13 protein-coding genes and 3 pseudogenes are annotated in these 13,672 nt (G+C 28.9%); 12 read left to right on the top strand and 4 right to left on the bottom strand.

The window, feature by feature from the left end; genetic code table 11:
* The first annotated feature begins 31 nt into the window (after positions 1-31).
* From splF to KI230_RS09190, 7 genes and pseudogenes are all read left to right on the top strand, one after another.
* Positions 32-751 carry a serine protease SplF gene (gene splF / locus KI230_RS09220; RefSeq protein WP_214958258.1) on the top strand — a complete coding sequence of 240 codons (720 nt, stop codon included), beginning with the start codon at positions 32-34 and terminating at the stop codon, positions 749-751.
* Between the two features lie 64 nt (positions 752-815).
* Entirely contained in the window at positions 816-950 is a 135-nt protein-coding gene (locus KI230_RS09215; protein WP_001791797.1) for a hypothetical protein, read from the top strand.
* Positions 951-1,113: 163 nt separating this feature from the next.
* On the top strand, positions 1,114-2,670 hold the full coding sequence (locus tag KI230_RS09210; protein WP_000028669.1) for a type I restriction-modification system subunit M: 1,557 nt from the start codon (positions 1,114-1,116) through the stop codon (positions 2,668-2,670).
* Positions 2,663-3,862, top strand: a complete 1,200-nt coding sequence (locus tag KI230_RS09205) for a restriction endonuclease subunit S (RefSeq protein ID WP_000072624.1) — start codon at positions 2,663-2,665, stop codon at positions 3,860-3,862. The genes KI230_RS09210 and KI230_RS09205 overlap by 8 nt, the downstream gene beginning before the upstream one ends.
* Before the next feature lie 849 nt (positions 3,863-4,711).
* Entirely contained in the window at positions 4,712-8,824 is a 4,113-nt protein-coding gene (locus tag KI230_RS09200; protein WP_000831218.1) for an SMEK domain-containing protein, read from the top strand.
* A 520-nt stretch (positions 8,825-9,344) separates the two neighbouring features.
* Positions 9,345-9,722, top strand: coding sequence for a DUF1433 domain-containing protein (locus KI230_RS09195; protein WP_001037045.1), 378 nt, complete (start codon positions 9,345-9,347; stop codon positions 9,720-9,722).
* A gap of 187 nt (positions 9,723-9,909) precedes the next feature.
* Positions 9,910-10,092: pseudogene (locus tag KI230_RS09190) on the top strand (transposase); the annotation flags it as partial.
* Here the strand turns inward: KI230_RS09190 and KI230_RS09185 are convergent.
* Positions 10,070-10,171: a hypothetical protein gene (locus KI230_RS09185; protein WP_001791893.1), complete on the bottom strand. Its 102-nt coding sequence runs from the start codon at positions 10,169-10,171 to the stop codon at positions 10,070-10,072. The pseudogene KI230_RS09190 and the gene KI230_RS09185 sit on opposite strands and share 23 nt — an antisense overlap.
* A gap of 122 nt (positions 10,172-10,293) precedes the next feature.
* On the bottom strand, positions 10,294-10,389 hold the full coding sequence (gene sprA1 / locus KI230_RS09180; RefSeq protein ID WP_001801861.1) for a type I toxin-antitoxin system Fst family toxin SprA1/PepA1: 96 nt from the start codon (positions 10,387-10,389) through the stop codon (positions 10,294-10,296).
* A gap of 202 nt (positions 10,390-10,591) precedes the next feature.
* On the opposite strand from sprA1, the gene KI230_RS09175 reads away from it, so the two are divergent.
* The 5 genes and pseudogenes from KI230_RS09175 to KI230_RS09160 all read left to right on the top strand — a co-directional run.
* Positions 10,592-10,735, top strand: coding sequence for a transposase (locus tag KI230_RS09175; RefSeq protein WP_001549059.1), 144 nt, complete (start codon positions 10,592-10,594; stop codon positions 10,733-10,735).
* Positions 10,736-11,338: 603 nt separating this feature from the next.
* Positions 11,339-11,722: a hypothetical protein gene (locus KI230_RS09170; protein WP_000070811.1), complete on the top strand. Its 384-nt coding sequence runs from the start codon at positions 11,339-11,341 to the stop codon at positions 11,720-11,722.
* Between the two features lie 10 nt (positions 11,723-11,732).
* Positions 11,733-11,909 carry a hypothetical protein gene (locus KI230_RS09165; RefSeq protein ID WP_000375477.1) on the top strand — a complete coding sequence of 59 codons (177 nt, stop codon included), beginning with the start codon at positions 11,733-11,735 and terminating at the stop codon, positions 11,907-11,909.
* A gap of 65 nt (positions 11,910-11,974) precedes the next feature.
* Positions 11,975-12,097, top strand: a pseudogene (locus KI230_RS13900) (DUF1433 domain-containing protein); the annotation flags it as partial.
* Positions 12,098-12,211: 114 nt separating this feature from the next.
* Positions 12,212-12,432 (top strand): annotated as a pseudogene (locus KI230_RS09160) (ImmA/IrrE family metallo-endopeptidase); the annotation flags it as partial.
* 272 nt (positions 12,433-12,704) lie between these two features.
* Here the strand turns inward: KI230_RS09160 and KI230_RS09155 are convergent.
* On the bottom strand, positions 12,705-13,196 hold the full coding sequence (locus KI230_RS09155) for an IS30 family transposase (RefSeq protein ID WP_204177707.1): 492 nt from the start codon (positions 13,194-13,196) through the stop codon (positions 12,705-12,707).
* Positions 13,162-13,668, bottom strand: a complete 507-nt coding sequence (locus KI230_RS09150) for a helix-turn-helix domain-containing protein (protein ID WP_204177705.1) — start codon at positions 13,666-13,668, stop codon at positions 13,162-13,164. The genes KI230_RS09155 and KI230_RS09150 overlap by 35 nt, the downstream gene beginning before the upstream one ends.
* Between the last annotated feature and the right edge of the window lie 4 nt (positions 13,669-13,672).

Below are 13,672 nucleotides of genomic sequence, written 5' to 3'. Positions count from 1 at the left end.
TAATTATACAAATACTTAGAGGAGCAGAAAAATGAATAAAAATATAATCATCAAAAGTATTGCAGCATTGACGATTTTAACATCAATAACTGGTGTCGGCACAACAATGGTTGAAGGTATTCAACAAACAGCCAAAGCCGAAAATACTGTTAAACAAATTACAAATACAAATGTTGCACCATACAGTGGTGTTACATGGATGGGCGCTGGAACAGGATTTGTAGTTGGAAATCATACAATCATTACCAATAAACATGTTACCTATCACATGAAAGTCGGTGATGAAATCAAAGCACATCCTAATGGTTTTTATAATAACGGTGGTGGAGTTTATAAAGTTACTAAGATTGTAGATTATCCTGGTAAAGAAGATATTGCGGTTGTACAAGTTGAAGAAAAATCAACACAACCAAAAGGTAGAAAATTCAAAGATTTCACTAGTAAATTTAATATAGCATCAGAAGCTAAAGAAAATGAACCTATATCAGTCATTGGTTATCCAAATCCTAATGGAAATAAACTACAAATGTATGAATCAACTGGTAAAGTATTATCAGTGAATGGGAATATAGTGTCATCGGATGCAATTATTCAGCCTGGTAGCTCTGGTTCACCTATATTAAATAGTAAACACGAAGCTATTGGTGTAATCTATGCCGGTAATAAGCCATCAGGTGAAAGCACAAGAGGATTTGCTGTTTATTTCTCTCCTGAAATTAAGAAATTCATTGCAGATAATTTAGATAAATAATTAAAACTTAGACATTCACCCAATCCTGACAAAATATACTATAACTAACATTTATTAATATATATTGCATTATTTAATATGCATCAAAGCCAATCAACGATTGATTTTCACCAACTCAATTGTTGATTGGTTTTATTTATGTATGAATGAACAACTTTTTGACATCATTAAGAATATAAATGATTTTGAAAGCATTTGAAAGCTACAACATTTCTATAAAATTTTTCAATAACAATTGCGCCACTAAAACTCAAAATTTCCACCACCAACATCCAAATTATCAACATCGCAACATAACCAAATGTTATAATAAATCTATTACACAAAGAGATAAATTACTTATGCAAAGGCGGAGGAATCACATGTCTATTACTGAAAAACAACGTCAGCAACAAGCTGAATTACATAAAAAATTATGGTCGATTGCGAATGATTTAAGAGGGAACATGGATGCGAGTGAATTCCGTAATTACATTTTAGGCTTGATTTTCTATCGCTTCTTATCTGAAAAAGCCGAACAAGAATATGCAGATGCCTTGTCAGGTGAAGACATCACGTATCAAGAAGCATGGGCAGATGAAGAATATCGTGAAGACTTAAAAGCAGAATTAATTGATCAAGTCGGTTACTTCATTGAGCCACAAGATTTATTCAGTGCGATGATTCGTGAAATTGAAACGCAAGATTTCGATATAGAACATCTAGCGACGGCGATTCGCAAAGTTGAAACATCTACATTAGGTGAAGAAAGTGAAAATGACTTTATCGGGCTGTTCAGCGATATGGATTTGAGTTCAACGCGACTAGGTAACAATGTCAAAGAACGTACTGCTTTAATCTCTAAAGTCATGGTTAATCTTGACGACTTACCATTCGTTCACAGTGACATGGAAATTGATATGTTAGGTGATGCATATGAATTCCTAATCGGGCGCTTTGCGGCGACAGCGGGTAAAAAAGCAGGCGAGTTCTATACACCACAACAAGTATCTAAGATACTGGCGAAGATTGTCACAGACGGTAAAGATAAATTACGTCACGTGTACGACCCAACATGTGGTTCCGGTTCATTGTTGTTACGTGTTGGTAAAGAAACGCAAGTGTATCGTTATTTCGGACAAGAACGTAACAATACTACATACAACTTAGCACGCATGAATATGTTATTACATGATGTGCGTTATGAGAACTTCGAGATCCGTAATGATGACACATTGGAAAATCCAGCCTTTTTAGGCAATACATTTGATGCGGTTATTGCGAACCCACCATACAGTGCGAAATGGACAGCAGATTCAAAATTTGAAAATGATGAACGATTCAGTGGTTACGGCAAGCTTGCGCCAAAATCCAAAGCAGACTTTGCCTTTATTCAACACATGGTACATTACCTAGACGATGAAGGTACCATGGCAGTCGTACTCCCACATGGTGTATTATTCCGTGGTGCCGCAGAAGGTGTGATTCGTCGCTATTTAATAGAAGAAAAGAACTACTTAGAAGCCGTGATTGGGTTACCAGCCAATATTTTCTATGGGACAAGTATTCCAACATGTATTTTAGTATTTAAAAAATGTCGCCAACAAGACGACAACGTACTATTTATCGATGCATCCAATGATTTTGAAAAAGGAAAAAATCAAAACCATTTAAGCGATGCCCAAGTCGAACGTATTATAGACACATATAAGCGTAAAGCAACGATTGATAAATATAGCTACAGCGCGACATTACAAGAGATCGCCGATAACGATTACAACTTAAACATACCGCGATATGTTGATACATTCGAAGAAGAAGCACCAATTGATTTAGATCAAGTCCAACAAGATTTGAAAAATATCGACAAAGAAATCGCAGAAATTGAACAAGAAATCAATGCATACCTGAAAGAACTTGGGGTGTTGAAAGATGAGTAATACACAAACGAAAAATGTGCCAGAGTTGAGATTCCCAGGATTTGAGGGCGAATGGGAAGAGAAGAAGTTAGGGAATCTTACTACCAAAATAGGTAGTGGAAAGACTCCCAAAGGTGGAAGTGAAAACTATACAAACAAAGGCATACCATTTTTAAGGAGTCAAAATATTAGAAATGGTAAATTAAATCTTAATGACTTAGTTTATATTAGTAAAGATATAGATGATGAGATGAAAAATAGTAGAACGTACTATGGTGATGTTCTTTTAAATATTACAGGAGCATCAATAGGTAGAACAGCCATTAATTCGATAGTTGAAACGCATGCTAATTTAAATCAACATGTATGTATTATTAGATTGAAAAAAGAGTATTATTATAATTTTTTTGGACAGTATCTATTATCAAGAAAAGGTAAAAGGAAAATTTTCCTTGCACAAAGTGGAGGTAGTCGAGAAGGTCTAAACTTCAAAGAAATTGCTAATTTAAAAATCTTCACCCCAACTATATTTGAAGAACAGCAAAAAATAGGCAAGTTCTTCAGCAAACTCGACCGACAAATTGAATTAGAAGAACAAAAACTTGAATTGCTTCAACAACAGAAAAAAGGCTATATGCAGAAAATCTTCACACAAGAATTGCGATTCAAAGATGAGAATGGTGAAGAATATCCAGAGTGGGAAAACAAATTCATAAAAGACATCTTTATCTTTGAAAATAATAGAAGAAAACCAATTACTTCTTCATTAAGAGAAAAGGGGTTATACCCTTACTATGGTGCAACTGGAATTATTGATTACGTAAAAGATTATTTATTCAATAATGAAGAACGATTACTAATAGGAGAAGATGGTGCAAAATGGGGGCAGTTTGAGACGAGTAGCTTTATTGCTAATGGGCAATACTGGGTAAATAATCATGCGCATGTAGTTAAAAGTAATGATCATAATTTGTTTTTTATGAATTATTATTTAAATTTTAAAGAACTACGAGCATTTGTCACAGGTAATGCACCAGCTAAATTAACTCATGCGAACTTATGCAATATAAATCTTAAAATACCTTGTCTCACTGAACAAGATAAAGTAAGTGCATTGTTAAAATCTATAGACAATAAAATGAATAATCAAATGAATAGAATTGAGTTATTAAAAGAACGTAAAAAAGGACTATTACAAAAAATGTTTATTTAACCCTGATAACAACCTATTAATTGAAATGATAAAAATCCTATGAATAAATTGTAATATATTAATATTGAGACTATTATAATTTGGGGTTTATTTTTTTAGAAGTTTAGTGAATCGTCTACATTTAGTTGGACAAATTCTATGAGAATAGACATTGTTAAACTAAGAGGGTAGGCGATTTTATTATGACAAGAGACTGAAGAGCTTTTAGTAAATAATTTAAATTAAAATAATTAAACTTTATGAAAATGGTAAGCTTAGAAACGAAATTATACGAGAATATGATCTAACATCATTAACTTTCTCAAATTAGATAAAACAAAACCAAAATACTGAGTCATTCAATCATCAAGACATTTTAACAAGTGATGAAAAAGAGTTAATAAAATTACGCAAAGAAAAACATCGATTGATAATGTAAAATGATGATTTAAAGCAAGCAGTGCTAATTTTGAGACAAAAAATGAAGTCTTTCAACAAAATGCGTATCAATATTCAGTATCAGCAATGTGCAAAGTTCTAAAAATTTCAAGAAGTACCTATTATGATTCTAAAAAAGGAGAATATTACAACTAGATACAAAAAGCCTCAATCACAACCAAGTAACTAAAACGTAAAAATTAATTAGATTAATTATTATCTGCATAACAAATGACCATATACATCAACTAGAGACAGACTATTTAATCATTTACAATGTCCTATTCGTTTTAGACCATGTTCAAATGAATAGTGTTTATAAAATGTTGACACTGTAGTGGCATATTGTAAATTAAATATTATTATGTGATCATTTTGTTTAAATATTAGTTATAAGAAGTGAAATATTCATTTTAAAAGGAGACTTAAAACTTGAAACGATCAACGAATCAAGAAAAATTTCTTGATACACTAATTAGACTTAATACTAAGATTGAAGAACTAGGAAAGATAAATATTTTAAATAATCATATATATTCCGAATATTTTTTTAGAGACCTGTTAAATATTGTATATGGGTATTCACTTGAGAATCATAATAAAAAACAAAAAAATGCACCAGCATTTGATCTTATAGATAATACGAATAAAATTATTATTCAAGTTACCGCAACGTGTAAAAAGCAAAAAATAGAGGACACTCTAAAAAAAGAGTATTTAACAAATAAAATGGAAGAAGGTTATCGATTAAAGTTTATATTTATTGGAAATCAAAATAATAATATTAAAAATAAGAATTTTTCAAATCCACATAATATATTATTCGATAGTAAAAAAGATATTATTTTAACTCAAGACTTATGCGAAGAGTTTTTGAATTTAAACATAAATAAGCAAGATCACGCTATTGAATTATTAAAAAAAGAATTATCTCCGCTTTTATTTGAAGATTCTTTGTCATATTTAAAAGAAGAATTTATTAATGAAAAATTAGAATTTAATATATCGAATTTAGCTTCACGATATACTGCGAATAATGATGTCGATACTATTAATAATAAAATTATAGAAGGTATTTCTATTACCAATAATTTTAAATATACTAATATTTCATATCTAAAAGAATTAAAAGGTTATATCGAAAATGATATTTTAGATAAGATGAAATCAAAATACGCAAAGAATATTTATTTGAATTTCAAAAAAATATTCTCTAATTTAGAACAATCAGTCAATAATTATTTGGAACTGGAAGAAGAGTTTGAAGAAAAGAAAAAATACTTAAGTGAAATTTATGAATTGATAGACGAAATTAATATTGACCCTTATATTTTTCTGACAGAACATAATGAATGTAATATATACAAAATAAGTGAGAATGAAAAATTAGAACTTCAAACTTATATGAGTAAAATCGAAAAAGTATTATTAAAATATCAAACGTATTTAAAAGAAACATGTAAAGAATGCTTGTTTTATCCTTATTTGCTAGTTCAAGGTGAAGCTGGCATAGGAAAATCACACCTTTTAGCGCATCTATCTAAAAAACTTAGAGATGAAAATCATATTATTTATCTGTTTTTGGGACAATTTTTTACTAAAAATGAAGATCCATGGCATCAAATACTTAATGATTTAGAAGTTACAAATTCTGTTGATAATTTTTTAAGGTCAATAAGTAATAAGGCCAAAGAAACAAAAAAAAGAGCTTTTATTATTATTGATGCGCTTAATGAAGGTGAAGGTAAAAGGTTATGGGGAAATTATTTTCAAAGCTTTATCAACCATATAAAGAAGTATTCTAATATAGCTTTAATATTTTCTATTAGAACCCCTTTTGAAGATGTTATATTACCCAAAAACGCAATACAAGATAACAATATTGTAGTATTTCAGCATGAAGGTTTTAGTAAGGAAGAAAACTATAATCCAATTGTATCTTTTTGTGATTTTTATGGATTAGAGCTACCTAAGTTACCTATATTAAATCCAGAATTCAACAATCCATTATTTTTAAAACTAATGTGTGAGTACTGTGTAAATAAATTTAAGGAATTTGACCAAACTATAAGTGTTGCAGAGCTATTTACAAATGTTCTTAAGACAGTAAATATTAATTTATCTAAGGAAGATAAATTTGATTTTGATAAAAATATTAATGTTGTACAAAAAGTAATAAAAGGATTAGTTGAATTAATGAACGACTCAGAATTTAATCAACTAAATTATGAGGAATCCTATACTGTTGTTAATAATATAGCTAAAGAGTATGTTCAAAAGTCAAATAGATTTTTAGAAGCGCTAATAGATGAAAATATATTAATTAAAAATACTGGCTATAAAGGTGAAATGATTATTTATTTTTCGTATGAGCGTATGGGAGATTACTTTTTATCAGAATACCTTTTAGAGAAATATAGAAATGTTGATAAAAGAGATTTAGTAACTAAATTACAGTCAGATGAAAAAGTGACAAGGTATTTTCAAAAGGAAGACGATTTATCTTATAATAGAGGTCTTATTAATGAACTTTTTATTAAATTAGCAAATGAATTTAATATAGAGCTATTTGAAGTATTTCCACAGTTTAAAAACAATTATAACATGATATATTCTTTTATAAATAGTTTAGTATGGAGAAAAGATGGTAGCATAAGTAAACATACTAAATGCTATATATCCGATAATGTTATTCCTTATGATGCATTTAGAAATAATTTTTTAGATGTCTTATTAATAAAAATGCCTCAAAAAAACCATCCGTTAAATATTTGGGCTTTACATAAATTATTGAAACAATGCAATTTAGGAAAAAGAGATTTTTTATGGACTCAATATATATCTATAAATAATGAAAAGGTTTTTGAAATTATTAATTGGCTATTTAGTAACTATAAGAAATTAGATGAAGAAACTGCGGAAAAATATATGATTTTTTTAACGTGGATATTTTCTGCAACTAATAATAAATTAAGAGATCTCGGTACTAAATCTTTAGTAAAATTATTCAAAACATTTCCAACTAAAATTATTGGTTTATTAAAATTATTTGAAAATAACAATGATCCATATATAGTCGAAAGATTATATGCTTCTGTTTTAGGGGCGACACTTCGAATCGACATTTGTGAAATACATATAGAGATTGCTAATTATATTTATGAAGAAATATTTGATAAAGAAATGGTATATCCTCATATTTTAATGAGAGATTATGCTAGGCAAACAATTGAATATATTAGTTTATCAAAAGATATATCTAATATAAATTTAGAAAAAATTAGGCCACCTTATAAAAGTAATTGGTATAAAAAAGAATATTCGAATTTAAATATAGACGATTACATAAAATCTTTAAAAAACAAATTAGATAGCCATTTACATTTTTCTATCGATAAAATTAAAAACTCAATGACAACGGAATATGGAAGAGGAACTGGGGCATATGGCGATTTTGGCAGATATGTATTTGGTTATGCTGTACGAAACTGGGTAAAGGGTTTTAAAAGTGATCAAGACTTGAGTAATATAGCATTAATGAGGATTTTTGAAATGGGTTATGATGCAAAATTACATGGTGAATTTGATATGTGGGTTAATCGTTATGATAACTTTAATAATTCAATTGAAAGAATTAGCAAAAAATATCAATGGATTGCTTACTATGAAATTTTAGCTAAACTTGTAGATAAATTTCCTGATGTTCAATATTCTGGACTATGGGATGATTATATTAGAGATATTGATCCTACTTTACTATTACTTGAAATTGATAAAGAATCAAAAATACTAGTACCCTCACCACTTCCTTCGCATCAATCGAATGAATGGGTAAAAAATACCAAAGTTTTTGATGAAACAAAATTATTTTTAGAAATAGATATAGACAATCATAGATATATATGTTTAAGCTCAAAGTTTAATTTTGAAAAGAGAGAGAAAGAAATACCATTTGAAGATAGAGACTCATGTTATTTCTTAGCGATGGGATATTTTTATAATAAAGAAGATAGTAATGAAATTATCAAAGGTTATGAAAATAATTATGATAGAGGTATTAATATTCCTCGAGCACATAGTATATATTTATATGAATATTATTGGAGCGAAGCTTATAAAAATTATAAAGAGGGATATTTAACTGAATCAGATGGTAAATTATGTCCAGCTATTTATGAATATTTTTGGGAGTTAGATTATTCTGTTAAGGACAAATCAATAAGTTTTTATATTCCGTGTAAAGAAATAGTAGATTATTTTTCATTAATACAAACGGAAGAAGGAGTATGGAAAACTAAATTTGGTGAAACAATATGTATTAATTCTAAATTACTCGAATTTGATAATGAATGTTTACTTATTAAAAAAGAAAGTTTATTAAACTTTCTTAATACTAAAAAATTGTCTATTGGATGGAAAATATATCTAGAAAAAATTTCTCTTCGAGATAGACAAGAATGGTGGTACAATGTTTTTTATGACGATGGCAAATATAATAAGAAAATAATTAAGAATGACATGTCAAAAATTAGGCGTAATTTTTAGATTTATCTATATATTTATGCCACCGCTCAAACTTTTATAAAAAGTAAAAAAACAATATTTATATTGAACTTGTGACGTGAATTTCTAAAACACAACCAACAATCCACAAGGAAACTAGTAAATAAGTTTAAATAAGATTTCGAAAAAATGTGTAATATTATAATATGAAAATCTTTAAGATTATAGAAGAATCATACTGACTAAAAAGATTTTGAAAGTGATTAAGTATTTAAAACACGCCAATCTTAAACCGCTATTGACAAATATGAAGCGGAACCACCGTTGTTTTTCTTTTCAAGTCCAATTGAATAAATGTTATGAATAGAATGGATAAAAATATAATTATTTAAGTGTTAAAGTAAACCAAATCATGATTTAAGATTATAAGAAAGAAAAATTGACTAATGTTAAAACCAACAATCATATGGGTTGTAACGTTTATACAATCATCGTAAAACTCAATATGCTTAATTTATTCAAAATGTTCGTCAATAAGTACAATGAAAAGGAGATTGATTTTTTGAATAAAAAATATCTTATGATTGTAATTATAATTTTAATATTGATTCTAGGCGGAATCTTTTTGAAGATGAAATATGACGAAAAGAAATATTATGATGAACAAAAAGAAAGAATAACGATTTATATGAAGTACAATGTGAAAGGTTATAAAAATATAAGCTTCGCTAATTTTAAAGAAAACCCAATGGATGGTTATTCTATTAGTGGTTATATAAATAATGATAAAAAGTTATCATTTACAGCTGGTATAAGATCTGTTGATGATTTTCAATTTGATACCGATATTTCTTATACAGATGAATTGGGTAGAAAATTTAATAAAAATCCTAAGTCAGTTTCTGAAATAAAAAAAGAGCAAAATACGTCCAATAAATAATTGTTCATATTGTGATGAAACAAAAATATAAGTCATTAGATGAGTTTAACTATGTTATAAATATTTGTAGTATCTATAAAAATCTCGACACTATTAAAATGATAAAGTGCCGAGGTTTTCTTACTTATTTAGTTAATTCAAAGTTTGTGCCAGATTCATAAGAATTTGTGACACTTTTAATAGTGTAACCATTGATTATTACAATTTATCAAATGGTCCTTTAGAAGGTATAAATAACAAAATAAAATTAATTAAACGTACATCTTTTGGTTATGGAAGTTACAATCATTTGCGCAATCGAATATTATTATGTTCAAAACTTTACGCTCCAAAAAGTAAAAAGGAAGTTAAGCAATGTTTAGTTGCTTAACTTCGGATATTGAACGCATCAGTCCAATTTGACATAGAGCCTTTTTTAGTTCTTGATGTTTCTCTTTAAAACCTTGCATATTTTACAAAAAGAAAAATTAGCAGTATAATTAAGACAACGAAAATAAGTATTTACTTATACACCAATCCCCTCACTATTTGCGGTAGTGAGGGGATTTTTATTGGTGCGGCTATATGTCACCTATTTTGTATTGCGTCTACTTAGCCAATAAGAAAAAAACGCAATGGCACAGCCACTGATGACTGGTGCTATGATGTGAACGAAAATAAGCATCACCTTATACACCTCCTCTCTGCGTCTAAATTGACGCCTGAGAGATAGGCGACTCTACTATTATATCATCGGCAAATATACAAGCACAGTCACTTGCTTCTGATAAGTTATATGATTCTAGCTGATAGATTGAATCGTCTACACTTAATTGGACAAATTCTATGAGAATAGATATTGTTAATTTAAGAAAGTAGGCGATTTTATTATGACAAGAGAAAGAAGATCATTTAGTTCAGAGTTTAAGTTACAAATGGTTAGATTATATAAAAATGGTAAGCCTAGGAATGAAATTATACGCGAGTATGATTTCACACCTTCGACGTTTGTAAATGGCGGTTATAAAATGTAGGAAAATGGATAAAGCAACATCAAAACACGGGTACATTCAATCACCAAGATAACTTATCGGATGAAGAAAAAGAGCTGATTAAATTACGCAAAGAAGTTCAACATTTAAAAATGGAGAACGATATTTTAAAGCAAGTAGCGCTGATTATGGGGCAAAAATAGAAGTCATTCAAAAGAATGCACATCAATATTCAGTATCAGCAATGTGTAAAGTCCTGATAATACTAAGAAGTACCTATTATGATTCTATAAAAAGAAAAGATAATAAAATCACTAAAGATGATTCAAACATAGAACATGCCGTCATAAATATTTTTAATTCTAATAGAAAAGTCTTTGGTACAAGACGAATTAAAAATCATTTAAATGACAAGGGTCTCACTGTATCTGGACAAAAGATAGGTCGATCATGAAAAAATCTAGTTTCTGTTTATACGAAATCTAAATACAAAAATCATCTAAAAGAAACTAATGAAAAACGAATTAAAAATCTTTATTATTAGCTGCTGGTGTATTATTTGTTAGTCCAATTTCATTATCTTATAATTCAGATGTAGCTCATGCTGAAGATAAGTTAGACCATTCTCAAGCAAAGGTAATATATTTGAGTAACCAAAATTTATTTGATGAACTTGAGAAAAAAGGTTATAAACTGGAAGATATATTTACAAAAGAAGAAATAAAAAAATATAAAGCTGAAGACCAATTAAGAGCGGGTAAAACTCAATATGTAGAAACAGGTAAAGATACTGCAACATTATATCTTTCTTCTGCATATACAAAAACAATAGCTGCTTTAGGTGCGGGGGCTATTAGCGTTATTTCTGCACTAACAGGTGGTTTAGTTGGCGCAGGTGTTGGTGGTTTCCTTGGATCTATAGCTGCATCGAATATTGATACTAGTAAGGGAATATATATAAAATTAAAAACTAAAAAGAATGCAGCCGGGGAATACGTTCTGACAGGAGAAAAATGGGGATATCAGTAAGGGTGATTTTATGGATAGATTAAAATATTCACTTAAAGTTGGAATTTTAGCATTATTATTATTTTGTACTTTAAATTATTTAGTTCCAATGCAAAGTAATGCTTTTTCAATAATTATATATTCATCAATTTTTGCTGTGTTACTTATGCTTTTAGTTTATATATTTTTAGGAATTTTGAAGAAATGACATGAAACAAATTAGCATTGGCTATGAAGAAATCTATGAGGATAGAATTTTTCATAGCCATTTTTTTAAAAGAGCAAGAAGTAAAAAATTGGAAAACCGTCGATCAAATAATTAAAAATGAACACTTAGTTAAAAGTGATTATGAAGCAGAACCACCGTTGTTCCTCTTTTCGGGATCGTTGGATTAGATTCGGTTGTACAGTATGATGAAAAATATTATAATAAATTTATAAAAAATGACATTTTATTTTGAAATCATGTCCCTCCGTTACATTTAGTAGTGGAGGGGTTTTATTTTAATAATGTTTACACCTATAGTTTTAAATTTATTAAATGATGTAGGTTCGATTTTTTAGTTAGGGAGGGGAATCAATTGAAAGTTATTGAGAAAGTTCATTATGAAGATATTTTAGAACCAGAAATAGTTCAATTAATTCAGCCATTAGTTAAGGACAAAATGGATCAACTTTTTATTACTTCTGAACACTTTGCTATTGACATAGACAAGCTATTATTTCAACTTGCAGTGTGTCAATAGTAAAACAAAAATTTCTTTAAAAAAATTTAAAATCGCGTAATTAAATCACAGTACTTAATAAATTATAAGAGTTTCAATTATATTTATCTGAAAACACAAAAAAACTTAAATAACTTCATATCTAATTATACAGACAATATACAATTTTCATACATTGAATGCTTCCGCACTCACGGTAAACCGTTCGCTTAGACCAATGCATATTTACTGATGAGTTCTTTCAGAACATAATCAATAAATATGCATTCACAAAAAGATTAGCGATACGCTTGAATAACTTCCTCACTCGTTAAATAATTCAATACTGCACGCGGTCTTGTATTTATTCTTTCCACAGCTCTGTATAATGCATCATCAGAAATATTTTTAAAATCTGTACCTTTTGGAAAATATTGACGTAACAAGCCATTCACATTTTCAATCGAACCTCTTTGACCTGGACAACCAGGGTCACTAAAATACACACGACAATTAAGTTCGCTTTCTAACAATAAGTAATTAGAAAATTCTTTACCTCTATCTACAGTAATTGTTTTTGGGCTTAAATCACGCATTAATTCAACAATCGCATCACATACATCTTTAGAACATCTTGAATCTAAACGACAAGCATATAAATATCTTGTTTTACGCTCTATAATTGTAACCAAACACGCAAGAGAAGGACGCTTACTTAAAATCGTATCAATTTCATAATGTCCATATTCTTTACGCTCATTTACGGAATGTGGGCCGATATATGATTGCACGATCGCCTACTTTAATTTTACCGCGCTTCTCTGTAGATTTATTATATTTCTTGCCACCTTGCCTTAAATCTTTTTTAACATATTTGACCAAACCTTCACGTATATAACGATATATAGTCGGATAGCTTATATATACACCAATATCCTTCTCAATTCTTTCAGCTATCTGTCTTGGTGACCATTGACATGCTAACTTCTCTTCAATATATACTTTAGATTTTTCGTCTAATTTACGTGATTTCTCTTTATGTTCTTCAGAATGATTATAAGTAACCGAAGCATATTCTTGTGCTAAAACAGGGTCATAAACATCATCAAATGTATATCGATTTAATTCATTTAAAATCACTGAATAATCTCTATCCAATAATCTAGCTATATCTGCAATAGGAACACCATCATAAAGATATTTCGCAATAGCTAAACGTGTGGTTAAATCTACAGGACGTCGTTTTCTTCGCTTTTTAGCCATTTTT

The sequence above is a fragment of the Staphylococcus sp. MZ3 genome (assembly GCF_018622755.1).
GTDB lineage: Bacteria > Bacillota > Bacilli > Staphylococcales > Staphylococcaceae > Staphylococcus > Staphylococcus aureus.
This window is presented reverse-complemented; position numbering and strand designations above follow the sequence as displayed.